This window comes from Phyllobacterium sp. SL163 (assembly GCF_049896885.1).
GTDB classification, from domain to species: domain Bacteria; phylum Pseudomonadota; class Alphaproteobacteria; order Rhizobiales; family Rhizobiaceae; genus Phyllobacterium; species Phyllobacterium calauticae.
This window is the reverse complement of sequence record NZ_JAFCVE010000009.1, coordinates 148,616-167,449: the sequence shown is the minus strand read 5'-3', so window position 1 is coordinate 167,449 and position 18,834 is coordinate 148,616. Positions and strand designations below refer to the sequence as shown.

Annotated in this window: 14 protein-coding genes; 10 read left to right on the top strand and 4 right to left on the bottom strand. The window is 60.6% G+C overall.

All coding sequences use genetic code 11. The features are described 5' to 3' along the window. Positions 1 to 80 precede the first annotated feature (80 nt). Together ACP7B1_RS20310 and mutY are read right to left on the bottom strand one after the other, a co-directional pair. Complete coding sequence (locus tag ACP7B1_RS20310) at positions 81 to 692, bottom strand: HAD family hydrolase (protein ID WP_346307057.1); 612 nt, start codon at positions 690 to 692, stop codon at positions 81 to 83. Then, complete coding sequence (mutY, locus tag ACP7B1_RS20305) at positions 689 to 1,768, bottom strand: A/G-specific adenine glycosylase (protein ID WP_346307056.1); 1,080 nt, start codon at positions 1,766 to 1,768, stop codon at positions 689 to 691. The genes ACP7B1_RS20310 and mutY overlap by 4 nt, the downstream gene beginning before the upstream one ends. Before the next feature lie 87 nt (positions 1,769 to 1,855). On the opposite strand from mutY, the gene ACP7B1_RS20300 reads away from it, so the two are divergent. The 7 genes from ACP7B1_RS20300 to ACP7B1_RS20270 all read left to right on the top strand — a co-directional run bounded on the left by ACP7B1_RS20300 (position 1,856) and on the right by ACP7B1_RS20270 (position 12,756). Next, entirely contained in the window at positions 1,856 to 3,166 is a 1,311-nt protein-coding gene (locus ACP7B1_RS20300) for an O-antigen ligase family protein (protein ID WP_403170432.1), read from the top strand. A 27-nt stretch (positions 3,167 to 3,193) separates the two neighbouring features. Continuing rightward, positions 3,194 to 4,168, top strand: coding sequence for an SDR family NAD(P)-dependent oxidoreductase (locus ACP7B1_RS20295; RefSeq protein WP_346307054.1), 975 nt, complete (start codon positions 3,194 to 3,196; stop codon positions 4,166 to 4,168). A gap of 33 nt (positions 4,169 to 4,201) precedes the next feature. Further along, positions 4,202 to 4,702, top strand: coding sequence for a DUF721 domain-containing protein (locus tag ACP7B1_RS20290; protein ID WP_223611516.1), 501 nt, complete (start codon positions 4,202 to 4,204; stop codon positions 4,700 to 4,702). A 138-nt stretch (positions 4,703 to 4,840) separates the two neighbouring features. Next, the gene (locus ACP7B1_RS20285) at positions 4,841 to 5,545 is read left to right on the top strand and encodes a DsbA family protein (RefSeq protein WP_346307053.1); all 705 of its coding nucleotides are present in this window, start codon (positions 4,841 to 4,843) and stop codon (positions 5,543 to 5,545) included. A 72-nt stretch (positions 5,546 to 5,617) separates the two neighbouring features. Beyond that, a complete protein-coding gene (gene smc, locus ACP7B1_RS20280) occupies positions 5,618 to 9,076 on the top strand; it encodes a chromosome segregation protein SMC (protein ID WP_426137222.1) in 3,459 nt (1,152 codons plus the stop codon). 174 nt (positions 9,077 to 9,250) lie between these two features. Beyond that, a complete protein-coding gene (ppdK, locus tag ACP7B1_RS20275; protein ID WP_426137221.1) occupies positions 9,251 to 11,914 on the top strand; it encodes a pyruvate, phosphate dikinase in 2,664 nt (887 codons plus the stop codon). Between the two features lie 89 nt (positions 11,915 to 12,003). Continuing rightward, entirely contained in the window at positions 12,004 to 12,756 is a 753-nt protein-coding gene (locus ACP7B1_RS20270) for a polysaccharide deacetylase family protein (RefSeq protein ID WP_426137220.1), read from the top strand. 51 nt (positions 12,757 to 12,807) lie between these two features. Here ACP7B1_RS20270 and ACP7B1_RS20265 read toward each other — a convergent pair whose 3' ends face one another. Next, complete coding sequence (locus ACP7B1_RS20265) at positions 12,808 to 14,016, bottom strand: MFS transporter (protein ID WP_346306518.1); 1,209 nt, start codon at positions 14,014 to 14,016, stop codon at positions 12,808 to 12,810. A gap of 175 nt (positions 14,017 to 14,191) precedes the next feature. Here ACP7B1_RS20265 and ACP7B1_RS20260 point away from each other — a divergent pair, with 175 nt between their 5' ends. After that, positions 14,192 to 15,091 carry a LysR family transcriptional regulator gene (locus ACP7B1_RS20260; RefSeq protein ID WP_346306521.1) on the top strand — a complete coding sequence of 300 codons (900 nt, stop codon included), beginning with the start codon at positions 14,192 to 14,194 and terminating at the stop codon, positions 15,089 to 15,091. Here the strand turns inward: ACP7B1_RS20260 and ACP7B1_RS20255 are convergent. Next, positions 15,081 to 16,115 carry a calcium:proton antiporter gene (locus tag ACP7B1_RS20255; RefSeq protein ID WP_346306517.1) on the bottom strand — a complete coding sequence of 345 codons (1,035 nt, stop codon included), beginning with the start codon at positions 16,113 to 16,115 and terminating at the stop codon, positions 15,081 to 15,083. The genes ACP7B1_RS20260 and ACP7B1_RS20255 overlap by 11 nt on opposite strands. A 333-nt stretch (positions 16,116 to 16,448) precedes the next feature. Here ACP7B1_RS20255 and gnd point away from each other — a divergent pair, with 333 nt between their 5' ends. Together gnd and ACP7B1_RS20245 are read left to right on the top strand one after the other, a co-directional pair. After that, a complete protein-coding gene (gnd, locus tag ACP7B1_RS20250) occupies positions 16,449 to 17,471 on the top strand; it encodes a phosphogluconate dehydrogenase (NAD(+)-dependent, decarboxylating) (protein WP_346306516.1) in 1,023 nt (340 codons plus the stop codon). A 337-nt stretch (positions 17,472 to 17,808) separates the two neighbouring features. Next, the gene (locus tag ACP7B1_RS20245) at positions 17,809 to 18,804 is read left to right on the top strand and encodes an OmpA family protein (protein ID WP_346306515.1); all 996 of its coding nucleotides are present in this window, start codon (positions 17,809 to 17,811) and stop codon (positions 18,802 to 18,804) included. The last annotated feature ends 30 nt before the right edge of the window (positions 18,805 to 18,834 follow it).

Here is an 18,834-nt window from a genome sequence, read left to right as displayed (position 1 = left end):
TGATCGGACGAGACCTCCAGTACCGCTCTGATCCCGGAACGCCCAAGGTAGACCTTGGGCGTTTCGTTGTGTGCAGCGGATCAGACGCGGATGCCGAGGCGGTTGAGGTCAGCGCGCAGCGTTTGCGGATCGATGAATTGCACCGACTGCCATCCGGCGGCCTGCGCCCCGGCGACATTCTTGGCGCTGTCATCGATGAAAAGCGTGGCGGCGGGATCCACGCCGAATGTTGCGACGTGGTGGTCATAGATCGCCTTGTCAGGCTTGATCAGGCCGATATCGCCGGAGATGGTCACGCCGCGGCTTTCCGTCAGGAACGGGAAACGCTGCCAAGCTTCGCGCAGCGTATCGGAGGCGAAATTCGTCAGCATCGTCACATCGTGCCCGTCGGCGATCAGCTGGCGCATGATGACGACGCTGTCATCGATACTATGGGTGATCATCTGGTGCCAGTTCTGCCGGAAGGCGCGGATCTGGTGCTCGCGGTCGGGAAAATCGGCGATCAGCAGGGCTTCGGCATCGGCCCATTTGCGGCCGCGGTCCTGTTCGATGTTCCAGGCGTGTGTGCAGACATTGTCGAAGAACCATTTGCGTTCGGCCGCATCCGGAATGACACTGCGGAAAGCAACATCGGGATCATAGTGAATAAGAACCTGGCCGATGTCGAAAACGATGTGTTTGACGGGTGTCATGCCTCTTTCCTTCTTTTCTCGAAAGCATCCGGTATTGCGGCAGCAATGGCTTTTTTCATCACCGTCGGCAATGCCTCATTGTCCAGATTCTCCACGCTGATCCACCAGCCATCCCTGCCGGCCGGCTTTTGCACATTACGGGCCGCGTAGATCGTCAGGCGCAGCTCAAAATGCGTGAAAATATGGGTTATTGTGCCGCTGGGTACCCATTGCGCACCGAAGGGAGCCGCATCGATACCCGTTTCGCCGTCGATTCGGGAGGTCCATTCCGTCGTCGGCACCTCGGTCATACCGCCGAGCAATCCCGTTTGAGCCCGCCCGCGCAGATAGACTTCGCCATCGGCGGAAACGGCGATGAACGCCGCACCAAGGCGAACAGGTTTGTCCTTTTTGGGCGCCTTCACCGGGAAAAACTCCGGGTCCGTGGTTTTCAGTGCCTCGCAATTGTCGTTGAGGGGGCAGATCACGCAGGCCGGCCGCTTGGGCGTGCAGATGGTTGCGCCGAGGTCCATCATCGCCTGCGCAAAATCACCCGGTCTTTTGCCGGGGGTCAGCAACTGCATCAGCCGCCGGATTTCGGGCTTCGCCGCGGGCAGGGGCGTCGACAGGGCATAGAGGCGCGTGATGACACGCTCGACATTGCCGTCGACAACGGCAATCGGCATGCCGAAGGCAATGGATGCGATGGCCGCTGCCGTATAATCGCCGATTCCCGGCAATGATTTGAGCCCGGCAAGATCGGCGGGAAAATGCCCGCCGAAGTCCGCTGCCACGATATCGGCGCACTTTTTCAGGTTGCGCGCGCGGGAATAATAGCCGAGCCCGGCCCAGGCGCGCATCACGTCATCCTGGCTGGCGGCGGCCAGGTCCATCACCGTCGGCCACTTGCGTATGAAGGTCAGGAAATAGGGTTTTACCGCCTCGACCGTCGTCTGCTGAAGCATGATTTCCGACAGCCAGATGCGGTAGGGATTAGCTACAATTCCGGACTTGTGATCCCCCGGCGTTATGCGCCAGGGTAAAATGCGATGATGGCTATCATACCAGGCGAGCAGTTCATTCGTTATTGGTTGCATCAATTCAAAACTGCTTTACAGGGAAGTGAAGTGACATTTCTCATGAAACGGTTGCGAAAGTAAATTCAAGAACATTCGGATTCATAAATGTTCCCAGCTCAGTTGACCAACGCCCTGCTGCTACCCACAAAAGGGCGTCTCGTCGGTATTGATCGCAACAATCGCATCTTCACTTTCCTGTTTGCACTTTTTCCCGGCTTGCTGGTCAGCGGAACCTCGGTAACGCTGGTCTGCGCCTTCCTCTGGGCGATAATTTCTCTGGTCCTGCGGCGCTTTCCCTGGCAGATGACGCGCCAGGACCGCATTATCGGCTGGATTTTTACCGCCTATGTCCTGGTGACGGTTTTCGTCGTGCTTCTCAGCCCGAATCTGGCGAAGGGTGCTGAATATCTCTTGAAGATGATCCCGTTCCTGGCGGTCTGGGCCATTATCCCCAGACTGAGGGTGAGTCTCGACGGGCGTATCGGTCCATTCTTCGTGACCGGCGCGGGCATCGGAATGATCGGCGCCCTGATTTACAGCGTGGTCCAGATGCTCCTGCATGAGAGCCGTGCCACCGGCGGTGCGGGCAATGCTGCGGTTTTCGGGCTTTTTGCCGTGCTGTTCGGCAGCATCGCCCTGCTCAATGTCCACTCGCAAAGCAAAACCGAACGGCTGATTGCGGTTGCGGGCTTCACCTGCGGGCTGGTCTGCGTGTTCCTTTCCGGCACCCGGTCGGCCTGGCTGGTCATCCCGTTTCACTGTGCCATCCTGTTCTGGTACCTGCGCGGCCAGACGCTGCCGTCGATCAATCGAACCGTTAAATTATTGATGGCGCTTTTGCTCGTGGTCGTGGCTCTCGCGGCAGTCCCGAAGATCATGGACCGCTACAGCGCGCTGCAGACCGACATCGTACAGCTGGACGAAGATCCCAACAACATCAGCTCGCTGAGTGCCCGGCTCCTGTTGTGGAGCGGCGCTGAAAAGGCATTTCTCGCGTCACCGCTTGTCGGACAGGGCCCGCAAAACCGCATGCAGTCGGTCAACAGGGCTTTGGATCTGCCTCCCGAGAAATACATGCTGTTCACGCATGTCCATAATGGCTTTTTGAATGCGGCAGTCGATGGTGGGGTGCTGGGGGTCCTGGCGCTGCTTCTGCTGTTGTCGGCACCCATTGTCGCCGCGCGCCTGAAGGAACCCGGACCCGGGCGGGATTTGACGACGGCGCTTTCCTTGCTGCTCGTGACGGCTTATGTGATCACGGGAATGTTTGGCATCATGTTCGGGCACGACGCGACCGATGCGGTCTTCATCTACGTGACGCTGCTCATTTGCACGATTTCCGGTCCGACACCCTATCTGTCGGTGCGGGAAATCGCGGACCGCGCCGAACAGGACAAGGCTGCACTAGTGGCATGATAAAAGGGTTGAGGATAAAGTTCTGACATGAAAGCGATTGTTACCGGAGCGGCAGGCTTTATCGGCTTTCACGTGGCAAGGCGGCTCGCCAGGGAAGGCTTTGAGGTCATCGCCATCGACAACCTCAATGATTATTATCAGGTCGCCCTCAAGGAGACCCGCCTGTTGGCGCTAGGAAGCCTCGCCAATATCCGCTTTGCCCGTGCCAATATTGCCAGACCGGAAGAATTGCGCGCCGCGATTGCCGGTGACATGGATGCCGATGTGATCGTGCATCTGGCGGCTCAGGCGGGTGTGCGCTACTCCGTGGAAAATCCCGCCGCCTATGTCGATGCCAATGTTCAGGGACAGGTGACTGTGTTTGAACAGGCCCGCGTGATGCCGAAGCAGCCGCCGGTTGTCTATGCAAGTTCGTCGTCGGTTTATGGCGCCAATACCAAGGTGCCGTTTTCCGAGAGCGATCCGGTCAATAATCCGGTTTCCGTCTATGCGGCGACAAAGCGCTCGGCGGAGCTGCTGGCCTACTCCTATGCGCACGTCCACAAGATCGCTTCGACCGGCCTGCGCTTCTTCACGGTTTATGGCCCCTATGGCCGTCCTGACATGGCGCCATGGCTGTTCACGGACGCCATTTCAAAGGGCGAGCCGATCAAAGTATACAATCACGGCAAGATGGCGCGCGATTTCACCTTCATCGATGATATTGTCAGCGGCGTGCTTGGTGCGGTGAACCGCATCCTGTCCAATCCGGCGCAAACCGCACCGGTCTACAATCTCGGTAACAACAATCCGGTGGCCCTGCTGCGCTTTATCGAAATCATCGAGCAGGCTGTGGGCCGCGAAGCCGTCAAAAAGTTCGAGCCAATGCCCCCGGCGGATGTCGAGCGCACCTATGCGGATATCGACCTTGCCACGCGCGATCTGGGCTTTTGCCCGAAGACGACGCTGGAGGAGGGTATTCCCCTGTTTGTTGAGTGGTTTCGCGGCTATAATGGCCGCTGACGCTTCCATTCCACACGCGGGGCAACCGATATAATGAGCGATGACCGCAAGCAAAGGGGATTCCGGCCATTGGCCGATCCCGCATCGGGCGTGCTCGATCCAGTCCTGCGCAAGCGCGCCGGGATCACGATAGAGCTTGTTCAGGCTTGGGAAGAAGTGGTTGGCCCCGCTCTTGGTGACCAGTCCCGCCCGTTGAAGCTCCTGTGGCCGCGCCGTGCGCATGAGGACGACCCGTTCCAGCCGGCGACGCTGGTGATTGCCTGCCAGGGGTTCACCGCCATGCGCATCCAGCACGAGACCGGTGAAATCATCAGCCGGGTCAATGCCTTTCTCGGCTTTGCCGCAGTCGGCCGCATCAAGATCGAGCAGAAGGCCATCACGCTGCCCGCGCCGAAGCGGCGTGCATTGCCGCCGGTCGATGCGGCAACCAGGGGGAAGATCAGTCGCGTCGTCGAAGCCATCGAGGACGATAGCCTGCGCGAGGCGCTGGAACGGCTCGGGCAAAGCATCCACGCGGAAAAGATCAAGCGCTGAAACACGTTCTGCCTGATTTTATCCCGTTCAGATCACGAAAAATTCAAAGACAGATGGCAAGCTCTGCCTTAAAGAGACTGCCATAGGGCTCTACGGAGTCAAACAACGCATAATCAACACCGGAGACAGGTGATCCTTATGACTGACATGCTGACACGCCGAAACATTCTGACCCTCGCGGCCGTATCGACGGCGGCGCTCGCTGTGACAGCGGGCAACCCGGCATGGTCAGAAGATGCGGCCAAGCCTGCCGCGACGCCGGTGCCCGGCGCCGTCAAGATCCCGGAATCCGCCGGGAAGGTCGATCAGGCCAAGCTGATGGAGCAGGGTCCGCTCAAGGATATCGTGATGGGCAAGGCCGACGCTCCGGTCACCATCATCGAATACGCTTCCATGACCTGCCCGCATTGTGCGCACTTCACCGTTGCCACGCTGCCGACGATCAAGGAAAAATACATCGATACGGGCAAGGCCAAGCTCATCCTGCGCGAATTCCCGTTCGATCCGCGCGCTGCCGCTGCCTTCATGCTGGCCCGCTGCGCCCCGGAAGACCGCTACTATCCGCTTGTTGATGTGCTGTTCAAACAGCAGGAACAGTGGGCCGCATCGGCAAATGCAGTAGAACCTTTGATGCAAATCTCCAAATTGGCCGGTTTTACACAGGAGTCGTTCAACGCTTGCTTGACGAACCAAAAACTTCTGGATGATGTGAATGCATCGCGTGACCGCGGAGCCAAGGATTTCGGCGTCAATGCTACGCCGACCTTCTTCATCAACGGCACGAAATATGCAGGAGCCCTATCGGTTGACGAAATGTCAGCGATTATCGACGGTCTACTCTGATAGCTGCCTGCTGAATTCAGGCGGACGCCTTGCCGCGTCCGCCCTTGCGGTTTTGTGCGGGAAGGGCCTCTGATGCGCTTCACGAAACTCCGCCTCCTCGGTTTCAAATCCTTCGTCGAACCCGCCGAATTCGTCATTGAAAGCGGATTGACCGGCGTTGTCGGCCCCAATGGCTGCGGCAAATCCAATCTCGTGGAAGCCTTGCGCTGGGTCATGGGCGAAAGTTCCTACAAGAACATGCGCGCATCCGGCATGGATGACGTCATTTTCTCCGGCTCCGGCACGCGCCCGTCGCGCAATACGGCCGAAGTCACGCTCTTTCTCGACAATCACGACCGCAGCGCCCCGGCAACCTTCAACGATGCCGATGAATTGCAGGTGTCGCGCCGTATCGAACGTGAGGCGGGATCGGTTTACCGCATCAACGGCAAGGATGCCCGCGCCAAGGACGTGCAGCTGCTGTTCGCCGACCAGTCGACCGGCGCCCGGTCGCCATCCATGGTCGGTCAGGGCCGCATTGGCGAACTTATCCAGGCCAAGCCGCAGGCCCGCCGGGCACTTCTCGAAGAAGCTGCCGGCATATCCGGCCTGCACACCCGCCGCCACGAGGCGGAACTGCGCCTGCGGGCAGCGGAACAAAATCTGGAGCGGCTGGAAGACGTCGTCGGCGAGCTGGAAACCCAGATTGAGAGCCTGAAACGGCAATCGCGTCAGGCCAATCGCTTCAAGAGCCTGTCAGCGGATATCCGCCGTTCGGAAGCGATCCTCCTGCATCTGAAGTGGGCCGTCGCCAAAAATCAGGAGGCCGAGGCGCAATCCGCTCTGTCCGCCGCGACGTCAGGTGTTGGCGATTTTGCCCAGGTCCAGATGAACGCAGCGAAGGAACAGGCAATCGGCGCACACAAGCTGCCGGATCTGCGTGAGGCGGAAGCCAAGGCTGCCGCAGCCCTGCAGCGCCTGACCATCGCCCGTTCGCAGATCGAGGAAGAGGCCCAGCGTATCCGTGCCCGCCAGTCGGAGCTGGAAAAGCGGCTGGCGCAGCTTACCGCCGATATTGCCCGCGAAGAGCAGATGGTGCGCGACAATGCCGATATTCTGGCGCGTCTCGATGCGGAAGAGCGTTCGCTCAACCAGGACAACGCCAATGCGGGTGAACACGAACTGGCAACCCGCGCCGATTTTGAACGGGCCGATGCCAAGCTCCGGGAGAGCGAAGCAGCCCTTGCCAAGGTAACGGCTGAACGCGCCGAAGCCACCGCCGAACGGGCGCAGATCGAGCGCAATTTGCGCGAAAGCACCGAACGCCGTGACCGCCTTGCCCGCCAGATGGGCGATGTGGAACGCGATCTCTCCGCCATAACAGCGCAGATTGCGGCGCTTGCCGATCCCATCGAGAAGCAGGCGCTGGTTGAAGCAGCCGAAGCCACACTCGAACAGGCCGAGGAAGGCGCTTTGGCGGCGGAAGCGGCCGTCGAGACGGCGCGCCGCACGGAAGCGCAGTTGCGCCAGCCGGTGCAGGACGCCCGCAGCAATCTCAACCGCATCGAGACTGAAGCCCGCACCTTGGCAAAGATGATCAATGTCGGCGGGTCGGACCTGTTTCCCGCCGTTGTCGAAGCGGTAAAGGTCGAAAAGGGGTTTGAAATTGCGCTCGGTGCGGCCCTTGGTGAAGATCTCGATGCGCCGCTGGATCGCAGCGCTCCGGTTTTCTGGGGCGATATTGATGGTGCCGGTGATGATCCCGCACTGCCAGCCGGGCTGAAAACCCTTGCCAGTGTCGTCAACGCGCCGCGCCAACTGGCCCGCCGTCTTGCCCAGATCGGCATTGTCGACGAGGCGGATGGCGCGCGCATTCAGGCATCGCTGAAGCCGGGTCAACGGCTGGTCAGCCGTTCCGGTGCGCTGTGGCGCTGGGATGGCTATACGGCAAGCGCTGATGCACCGACACCGGCGGCACAGCGTCTGGCCCAGAAAAACCGCCTCGCCGAGCTGGATATCGAAGTTGTCGAAGCGACGAGGCGCCTGCGTGAGTCGGAAGCAGCGATCGCTGCGGCCGAAGCTGCTGTGCGGCAATCGGTCGAGAACGAGCGAATGGCTCGCGATCACTGGCGGGCCATGCAGCGGGCTGTCAGCGATGCGCGCGAGGCGCTTGCATCAGCCGAACGGGCTGCAGGCCAGCTTTCCAGCCGCCGCGCCGCTTTGGACGAGGGCAAGGCCCGCCTCGCCGAAACGCTTGAAGAAACACAGGAACAGTTCCTTGAGGCAGAAGACCGGCTCGCCCGCGCGCCGGATCTGGAAGAAGTCAATATCCGCCTCAGCCAGCTGACCACCGAGGTCATGACCGACCGGGCGGCGCTCGCCGAGACACGTGCCGTGCATGAAGGCTTGCGCCGCGAGGCCGAGAACCGCATGCGGCGCCTGGAGTCCATCGGTTTTGAACGCAGGAGCTGGAAAGACCGCGCGCTGAATGCCGACCGCCAGATCGAATCTTTGACCGAACGGCGACAGGAAGCGGAAGAAGAATTTGCCGATCTGGTCGATGCGCCGGATGAAATTGCCGAGCGCAATCGGGCGCTGCTGTCGCAGCTCTCGCAAGCGGAAGCGTTGCGCAAGGAAGCCGGTGACCGCTTGGCTGTCGCCGAAGCACGCCAGCAGGAACTCGACCGTGCCGCCACCGATGCCATTCAGGCGCTGGCCACGGCGCGCGAAGGTCGGGCACGCTCTGAAGAGCGCCTTGCGGCTGCGCAGGAACGCCGCCAGGATGCCGAAACCCGCATTGCCGAAGCCCTCAATTGCGCGCCGCATGAAGCGATGAAGCTGACCGGCCTTGGCCCCAACGATCCCTTGCCGGATGTCGATGCGACGGACCGCAATCTGGAACGGCTGAAGATCGAGCGCGAGCGCCTCGGTGCCGTCAACCTGCGGGCCGAGGAGGAGCAGGAAGAGTTGTCGGCGCGGCTCGAGGCGATTGTCAGCGAACGCGAAGACATCATCGAGGCGGTCAAGAAACTGCGCCAGGCGATCCAGAGCCTCAATCGCGAGGGCCGCGAGCGGCTGCTTGCCGCGTTCGAAGTGGTGAATGCGCAGTTCCAGCGCCTGTTCACGCATCTGTTCGGGGGTGGCACGGCTGAGTTGCAATTGATTGAATCGGAAGATCCGCTGGAAGCCGGTCTTGAAATCCTTGCCCGCCCGCCCGGCAAGAAGCCGCAGACTATGACGCTCTTGTCCGGCGGCGAGCAGGCCCTGACCGCAATGGCGCTGATCTTTGCGGTGTTCCTGACCAACCCGGCGCCGATCTGCGTGCTGGACGAGGTGGACGCGCCGCTCGACGATCACAATGTCGAACGTTTCTGCAATCTGATGGACGAAATGGCGGCATCAACGGAAACGCGTTTTGTCGTCATCACCCACAACCCGATCACCATGGCGCGCATGAACCGTCTCTTCGGTGTCACCATGGCCGAGCAGGGCGTCAGCCAGCTGGTGTCGGTCGATCTCCAGACCGCCGAGCAACTGCGCGAGGCGAGCTGATACCAGACTGCTTCAAGCTTGAAATGACGAAGGATTTCAAAGATTAACGCGGATTTACTCTGCTAATCGATTTGAATGGTGCAATGCAGCATTTTTTGGTGGTGCTTCACGAACCTATCGAATAGACCTTCTTCAGCGCTTTGCGGCGCGTGGACGGCGGCATGGGAGGCTGCAATGGTGAAGTGGGTTTACACATTCGGTGACGGCAAGGCGGAAGGCTCTGCCGGCGATCGCAACCTTCTGGGCGGCAAGGGGGCCAATCTGGCCGAGATGTGCGCACTCGGGCTGCCGGTCCCGCCCGGATTTACCATCACGTCCGAGGTCTGCAGCTGGTTCTATGACAATGGCCATCGTTATCCTGATGCGCTCGAAGCCGACGTCAAGAAGGCGCTTGGCCATATCGCTGCGGTGACGGGCCGCGATTTCGGCGACCCGTCCAAGCCGCTGCTGGTGTCCGTGCGTTCCGGCTCCCGCGCTTCCATGCCGGGCATGATGGACACCGTGCTCAATCTCGGCCTCAATGATCAGACCGTCGAAGCCATCGCCCGCGAATCCGGCGATCCGCGCTTTGCCTATGACAGCTACCGCCGTTTCATCCAGATGTATTCCGACGTGGTCATGGGGCTCGACCATTCGGTCTTCGAGGAAATCCTCGAGGATACCAAGGCCAATCTCGGCGTCGAGATCGATACGGCGCTCTCGGCCGACGACTGGAAGGGCATCATCGACCTTTACAAGGCGAAGATCGAGGAAGAGCTGGAAGAGCCATTCCCGCAGGACCCGGAAAAGCAGCTTTGGGGCGCGATCGGCGCTGTTTTCTCCAGCTGGATGAACACGCGCGCCATTACCTATCGCCGCCTGCACAACATCCCGGAAAGCTGGGGCACGGCCGTCAATATCCAGGCCATGGTGTTCGGCAATATGGGCGAGCGTTCGGCAACGGGCGTTGCCTTCACACGCAATCCGTCGACCGGCGAAAAGAAGCTCTATGGCGAGTTTCTCGTCAATGCGCAGGGCGAAGACGTGGTTGCGGGCATCAGGACGCCGCAGAACATCACGGAAGACGCGCGCATTGCCGCCGGTTCCGACAAGCCGTCGCTGGAAAAGCTGATGCCGGCCGCCTTTGCCGAATTCTGCGCCGTGTCGGACCGGCTGGAAAAGCATTACACCGACATGCAGGATCTCGAATTCACCATCGAGAACGGCAAGCTGTGGATGCTGCAGACGCGATCCGGCAAGCGGACCGCCAAGGCCGCCTTGAAAATCGCCGTTGAAATGGCAAATGAAGGCCTGATCACGCGGGAAGAAGCGGTTCTGCGTATTGATCCGGCTTCGCTCGATCAGCTGCTGCATCCCACAATCGATCCTTCGGCCAAGCGCAATGTCATCGGCAGCGGGCTTCCGGCATCGCCGGGCGCGGCGACGGGTGAGATCGTGTTCTCGTCGGAAGATGCCGAACAGCTGAAGTCGGAAGGCCGCAAGGCCATCCTCGTGCGCATCGAAACCAGCCCGGAAGACATTCACGGCATGCACGCCGCCGAAGCCATCCTGACCACCCGCGGCGGCATGACCAGCCACGCGGCCGTGGTGGCGCGCGGCATGGGCAAGCCCTGCGTCTCCGGTGCGGGTTCCCTGCGTGTCGATTACCGCAATGAAACCCTGCTGGCCGCCGGCGTGCTTTTGAAGAAGGGCGACATCATCACCATCGATGGCGGTATCGGCCAGGTGCTCAAGGGCGCCGTTCCCATGCTGCAGCCGGAATTCTCCGGCGATTTCGCCAAGATCATGGAATGGGCCGACACGACGCGCCGCATGAAGGTGCGTGCCAATGCCGAAACGCCGAATGATGCGCGCATGGCGCGCTCGTTCGGGGCCGAGGGCATCGGTCTTTGCCGCACCGAGCATATGTTCTTTGACGGCGAGCGCATCATTGCCATGCGCGAAATGATCCTGGCCGACAGCGAGAAGGGCCGCCGCGCCGCGCTCGACAAGCTGTTGCCGATGCAGCGCGCCGATTTCAAGGAGCTGTTCGAAATCATGAACGGCCTTCCCGTGACGATCCGGTTGCTTGACCCGCCGCTGCACGAATTCCTGCCGAAGACGGAAGAGGAAATCGCGGAAGTTGCGGCCGTCATGAATGTCAGCCCGGAGAAGCTGCGCGAGCGCACCGACAGCCTGCATGAATTCAACCCGATGCTCGGCCATCGCGGCTGCCGCCTCGCCATTTCCTATCCGGAAATTGCCGAAATGCAAGTGCGGGCGATTTTCGAAGCCGCCGTGCAGGCGGCGGAAGTCACCGGCGCTCCGGTCGAACCGGAAATCATGGTGCCGCTGGTTGGCCTGCGTGCCGAACTTGATTTCGTCAAGGCCCGCATCGATGCGGTCGCCGCCGACGTGATGAAGGAAGCGGATATCAGGATCAATTACCTCGTCGGCACGATGATCGAACTGCCGCGCGCTGCGGTGCGTGCGCATTCGATTGCCGAGGTGGCGGAATTCTTCTCCTTCGGCACCAACGATCTGACGCAGACAACCTTCGGTATTTCCCGCGACGATGCATCCGCCTTCCTGATGACCTATCAGATGAAGGGTATCATCCAACAGGACCCGTTCGTCTCCATCGATGTGGACGGCGTCGGCGAACTGGTGCGCATTGCCGTGGAAAAGGGCAAGGCTACCCGCCCGGACATCAAGCTTGGCATCTGCGGCGAACATGGTGGCGATCCGGCTTCCATTCACTTCTGCGAAGAGACCGGCCTTGACTATGTCTCCTGCTCGCCGTTCCGCGTGCCGATCGCGCGCCTGGCGGCGGCACAGGCCTCGGCCAAGCAAAAATAGCGCCTTGGCCCTGTTGGCAGGGCCGGTGCCGCATTTTGGACGTGATCTGCGCGTGTATCTGCGGGCAATTCTCAAGATTGGTAAACACCGTGCGCTCAGCCTCTGCCATCATCGCTGCTCTTCTCCTCGTCACGCAGGCGGGGATCGCAACCGCCGGGGATCATCCGGCGCCATTCGTCGAGCCGAAGCTTTATATTGCCAAGGGCGGCGCCGCGGCGCCGCAGGTGGCGCTGACGCTGGATGCCTGTTCGGGGCAGACGGACCTGCGCATTCTCAATACGCTGGTGGAAAACCGCATCCCGGCAACGATCTTCGTCACCGCCCGCTGGATGCGGCACAATGCCGAGGCGCTTGCGGTCATGAAGGCGCATCCCGATTTGTTCGAACTGGAAAACCACGGCTTCAACCACATCCCCGCCATCGACAACCAGCCCACCATGTTTGGGTTGAAGACCGCAGGTTCGGAAGCTGCGATCCGCAGTGAAATCCAGGGCGGTGTCGACGCCATGCTGAAAGCCTCCGTCGCCAAGCCGGTCTGGTATCGCGATGCGACCGCCCGCTACAGCGAAAACGGTATCCGCATCATCCATGAGATGGGCTACCGGGTGGCCGGTTATTCGCTCAATGCCGATATGGGTGCCTCGCTGATGGCCGGACTGGTGGAAAAGCGCATTGCCGCTGCCAAGGATGGCGATGTCATCATTGCCCATATCAACCAGCCGGGCCGGGTGGCCGGTGCCGGTGTTGCCAAAGGTGTTTTGGCCCTGCAGCAAAAGGGTTTTCGCTTCGTGCGCCTGCAGGATGTGACCGTTTCCGCCCAGCCGGTGCGCTCCGGGGTCTGATCAAACCGGCAGCGAAAGACCGCCGCCGGTTTTGCTTTCTCACAATCGCATTTATGCTGCTGTTGCGGCAGCCGGAAAGCCGTGGCTTCGTGCCCGGACGGCGGCGATGAAGGCGAGGGCAAGCAGTACCAGCAGCACCCATGAGAACGAGGTGACGCCGGTTGTTTCCAGGAGGAAGCCGCCGATGATGCCGCCGCCGGCAATGCCGATGTTCCAGACAGTGACGATCATCGATTGCGCGACATCCGCCGCATCGCCCGCGGTTTTGGCCGATGCGGTCTGGAACAGGGTCGGCACGCCGCCATAGGTCACACCCCAGATGGCGAAGCTGAGATAGACCATCGTGCTGTTGGCGGACCAGATGGCAAGGAGTACGGCCGCCACGGCAAAGGCCGCGATGCAGATCAGCGTGAGTTCGCGCAGCCAGCGGTCGATCATCAGGCCGATCATCCAGGTGCCGAGAATGGCGGACAGGCCAAAGACGAACAGCACCTTGTCGATGCTTCCGGCGAGCCCAGCGGGAACCAGAAACGGCGCGATGTAGGTATAGAGCACGTTATGGGCCACCACATAGGTCAGCGCGACAAACAGCACCGCCTTGACGCCGGGAATGGCGAAGACGCCGGAGATCGGCAATTGCCTGCCCGCTTCCTGGCCGGGAAAATCCGGCAATTTCCAGATGGTCCAGCCGACCAGTAGCACCGTCAGCCCGCTCATGATGCCGAACGTGTACTGCCAGCCGACAAACGCGCCCAGAAAAGTCCCGGCGGGCACGCCGAGGGACAGCGCGACGGGCGCGCCAAGCATGGCGACGGCCATGGCCTTGCCTTTCATGTGGTCGGGCACCATGCGCCCGGCATAACCGGCAACCAGCGCCCAGAGCAATCCAGCGAAAACACCGGCAAAAAATCGGGCGCCGAGCGTGAGCGTGTAGCTGGTGGAAACCGCCGTGATCGTGTTGACGATGGCAAATCCGCCGATGGCGCTGAGCAGCAGTGGCTTGCGCCGCCATCCGCGTGTGGCCGCGGTCAGCGGGATGGCGGCGATGAGGGAGCCGAGCGCGTAGATGGTGACAAGCTGGCCCACCAGCGATTCGGGCACTGCCAGACTGGCGCCCATCTGGGGCAGCAGGCCCGCCGGCAGCGCTTCGGTGAGGACGGTGATGAAACCGGCTGCTGCAAGGGCAAGCAGGCCGCTGAGCGGCAGCCGGAAGGAGGAGGCGGGAGGAGCCTCGTCCAGCGATGTTGTGATCGATGTCATGTCTTTGCCTGGTCAATAAGTAAGGGGTTGGGCAGGCGGAGAGGCGATGCCTTTACGGTGCAAAGCTTCACACCTGCGATGGGAAACCGAACCTAGTCATCTTCGCAAAACGGAAAAACAGGCTATAGTTCCTTTCACAAGCGACATTTTTGTCGGCAATGAAGAGGTGATGTCGATGGACAATCTGGGCTCATGGAATGCTTTCGTGCAGGCCGCCGAATACCGCAGTTTCGTGGCCGCCGGCCGCCACCTCGGCGTTTCCCCCTCTGCCATCGGCAAATCGATTGCGCGGCTGGAGGAACGGCTTGGTGCCCGGCTTTTTCACCGCAGCACGCGCAGCATCACGCTGACGCCCGAAGGCTCGCTGTTCCTGGAGCGGTGCCGTCGCATTTTCTGCGAGATCGAGGCGGCCGAACTGGAATTGTCGCAGGCCAATGAGGCGCCGCGCGGCAGGTTGCGTGTCAGCATGCCGATTGCGGACCGGTTGATGATGCCGGTGCTTTCCGCCTTCATGCGCGCCTATCCCGATATCGAGCTGGACATTGACTGCTCCGACCGGCTGGTCGATGTGATCGAGGACGGCTTCGACGCGGTCCTGCGCACCGGCGAGCCGAATGATTCGCGGCTGATGACCCGGGTGCTCGGCTCGTTCCGCAAGCGCCTGGTCGGATCACCGGACTATTTCGCGCGCATGGGAACACCGGAAGTGCCGGAGGACCTGACGCGGCATCATTGCCTGTTTTACCGCTATCCGACCACCGGGAAATTGCAACTCTGGCCGCTGTCCCGCGATGGCAGGGATGTGGAACTCGACCTGCCTGCGACCCTCGTCTGCAACACGTCGGCACCGCAGATCCACATGGCGCAGGAGGGGCTTGGCATCGCCTGCCTGCCGGATTTCACCATCATGGACGAGCTGCGGTCTGGAACGCTGGTCAGCGTTCTCGATGACTTCATCCCGTTTTCCGGCACGTTCCGCGTGCTCTGGCCGTCGAGCCGCTATCTGTCGCCCAAGCTGCGGGTGTTCGTCGATTTCGTCGCCGAACACCTCGATCTTGCGCCGGTCAGGGGCTGAAGATCAACACGAGATAGACGAAGAAGATCATCAGATGCACCGCACCTTCGAGCACCGTCGTGCGCAGGCCGGAAAAGGTCAGGGTGCTGAGGATCAGTGTCACCGCCAGCAGGGTCATTTCGGTGGATGACAGGCCGAGAATGGCGGTCTGGCCGGTGAACAGGCTGATGGCAAGCACGGCCGGCACGGTCAGGCCGACGGTCGAGGTTGCCGCACCCAGGCACAGGTTGACCGCGCGCTGCAGCTCATTGCCGGAAACGGCGCGAAGCGCGGTGATGGCTTCCGGCGTGAAGACGATGGCGGCGATGAGCAGGCCACCAAGTGCGGTGGGCGCGCCGAAGCTGGCAATGCCATGGTCGAGCAGCGAGGCCAGGCTCTTCGACAGCAGCACGATCGGCAGGATGTTCAGGATCAGCAGCAGCGTGTGGCCGCCAATCGACCCGGCAGGTTTCGCATGCGGCGCTTCGGCCTCGGGCGATGCCTGCAGAACGTCTTCATCTCCTTTGGGGTAGACGAAGAAGTCGCGGTGTCGTCCCGTCTGCAGCACAATGAAAATCACATAGAGGGCAATGGTGAAAATCGAGAAGAACACCGATTGAACCACGGTGAGGGAGCCATTGCTGGTGGAAACCGTGAAGTTCGGCAGGATCAACGGGATGACCGTCAGCGGAATGATGACGATGAGATAGGATGCCGCGCCCTGCAGGTTGTAACCCTGCTGGCCGTAACGCAGCCCGCCGATGAGCAGGCCAAGGCCGACCACGCCGTTCAAAACGATCATCAGCACCGCGAACATCGTGTCGCGGCCGAGCGTCGGTGCATCCGAACTCAGCATCACGGCGCTGATCAGCACCACTTCGATGATGACGATGGAGAGGGTGAGAATGAGCGTTCCGAGCGGTTCGCCCAGCAGTTCCGCCAGTTCCTCCGCCTCATGCACGACGCCGAAGGCCGACCAGATGATGACGCCGAACAGCCAGACAAACAGAAACGAAGCTTTCATCACCGAACTCAGATCGGCCATCCAGCCATATCCGAAAACAAGAAAGGCACCCACAGTTGCCCAAGCTACAATCAGTCTGATCCATCCGGATATCATTGGCCCTCCTTCATCGGGTTGAGGTATCGTTTCGTCTTGCAGAACCTATACAGGAAATTATCGGCGATTTTACCGTTTTCTGACGCTTTATCAAAGATTTCGCTCTGCCAACCGATACTCGCCCATGCCTTGGCCGCTGCTATCACGCGCTTATGACGCAACGCTTGCTTGTGTCCGTGGTCCTGTCTGCCTAACTTGCTCCCGATGAGGAGCCTGCGGGCTCCCCCGACGGATTGCAAACACTCCAAGGAGAATGAAATGCAGCTTGGCATGATTGGGTTAGGGCGCATGGGCGCCAACATGGCGCAGCGCCTCATGAAGCGTGGTCACGCCCTCGTGGTTCATGACACCCGTGCCGAAAGCATGGCGGACCTGCAAAAACAGGGCGCGACCGGAACGGTCGTGCTGGAGGAGTTCGTCTCGCTTCTGGCCAAGCCGCGCGCCATCTGGCTGATGTTGCCCGCCGCCGTTGTCGACAGCGTTCTCGCCAAGCTCGTGCCGCTGCTCGAGGCGGGCGATATCCTCATCGATGGCGGCAATTCCTATTATCACGACGATATCCGCCGCGGCGGCGAGCTGAAGACAAAAGGCCTGCACTATGTCGATGTCGGCACCAGTGGCGGCGTCTTCGGACTGGAGCGCGGCTATTGCCTGATGATCGGTGGCGAAAAGGATGTGGTAGAGCATCTCTCGCCCGTATTCGCCTCGCTGGCGCCGGGCGGCAATGACCCGGCCGCGCCAGCCGTCGCTGCGCCGGGCAAGAGCACGGCGCCGCTCGGTTATCTGCATTGCGGCGCCAATGGTGCCGGCCACTTCGTCAAGATGGTCCATAACGGCATCGAATACGGTTTGATGGCGGCCTATGCGGAAGGCCTGAACATCCTGCGCAATGCGGATATCGGCCTGCGCTCGCATGAGGTGGACGCGGAAACCACGCCACTCCTGCATCCCGAGCATTATCAATACAGTTTCGACCTGCCGCAGATCGCCGAGGTCTGGCGTCGCGGCAGCGTGATCAGCTCCTGGCTGCTGGATTTGACCGCCGACGCCCTGAACGACGATCCGACCCTGTCGAATTTCCAGGGGCGTGTTTCGGATTCGGGCGAGGGGCGTTGGACGGCCATCGCCGCTATTGACGAGGCCGTACCCACGCCGGTTCTCAGCGCGGCGCTGCAGGAGCGCTTCAGCTCGCGCGGCAATGCCGACTTCGCCAACAAGGTGCTGTCGGCCATGCGCAGCGAGTTTGGCGGCCATGTGGAGAAACCCGCTTCCAAAACCTGAGACCCCGTGCGCAGCTCCGCTCCGGTCCCGATACGGGGCCGGAGCGGAGTTGTCCGTACATCGCGCTAGAATTTCGAACTATTGTTTTTGTATTTTGCTATTTGTTTAGACATTCTTCCTGGCGGAAGACGGGCATCCCGCATGTATTAAAGCTGTGACAAAACGTCTGTAGAATCGCCAAATCTGGTTTGGCGATTGATCATTCAATGGTGAAAACGGGATATGTTTTGTGTATTGCGAAATGATTTTTGTATTATTATAAAGCAATCACGTAGTGCGGTTGGTCCAAGGTTTCAGGCCAGCAGTGCAACAGCGTCACATCATTTTGGAGATACTCATGACATCGAAACTCTGCAGTGGAGTCTTCGCGGCACTTATGTTCATGGCCGTTTTCATCGCATCGTCGGCCCATGCGGCAGACAAGCCGGGCTGCAAGGATTTCCCCGGTATCAAGCGCTTTGAAGGGTCATCGATCATGTTGTGCGATGCGCGCAACTTCGCGGAATATACCCTGCCGACCGGAAAGTGGGTCAAGAACGAGGATGACTCCGCCAAGTCGGATTTTGCCAGCAAGGAAGCACTGGAAGGCCGCCTGACGCAGAACGTCTATTCCGTTCCTGCCGGACCTTCCTCGGCCGAAGTGTTCCGCAACTACCTGAACGATCTGCAATCGGCGGGCTACAAGGTCCTGTTCCAGGCCAAGCAGGCCGACACCTATCAACTGGAGAACGTCTTTGGCGAAAAGGGCCCCGGCGGTCAGCTTTTCGGCTACAGCCCGGACGAGGCGCGTTATGTGGCGGCCGTCAAGGAAGAGGGCGGCGTCAAAACCTACATCGCGCTCTACGTCATCGAATTCGAGGATGGCTATGTGCCGGAATTCGATGCGGTCAAGGGCCAGGTCTATGTCCGCCTCGACTCCCTGCAGGTCGGCAACCTGACCGACCAGATGGTCGTGGTGTCCGCCTCGCAGATCAGCAAGAGCCTCGATACGGCCGGCAAGGTTCTGCTCTACGGTATTCATTTCGACTTCAACAAGGCGTCAATCAAACCGGAGTCGCGCCCGAGCCTTGATGAAATCGCCAAGTTCCTGAAGGATCAGCCGAACGAGAAACTCGATGTGGTTGGCCATACCGACAATATTGGCGGTGCTGACTTCAACATGCAGTTGTCGAAGGCGCGGGCCGATGCGGTTGTCGCCGATCTGGTCAGTACCTACAGTGTTTCGGCGAGCCGTCTCAAGGCGAAGGGAGAGGGCTTGCAGTCGCCTGTCGCATCGAATGACGACGAAGCCGGACGGGCCAAGAACCGCCGGGTGGAACTTCATCGCCAATAGCACTGGCGCGCTCTTTGCCAGAACAGGAAA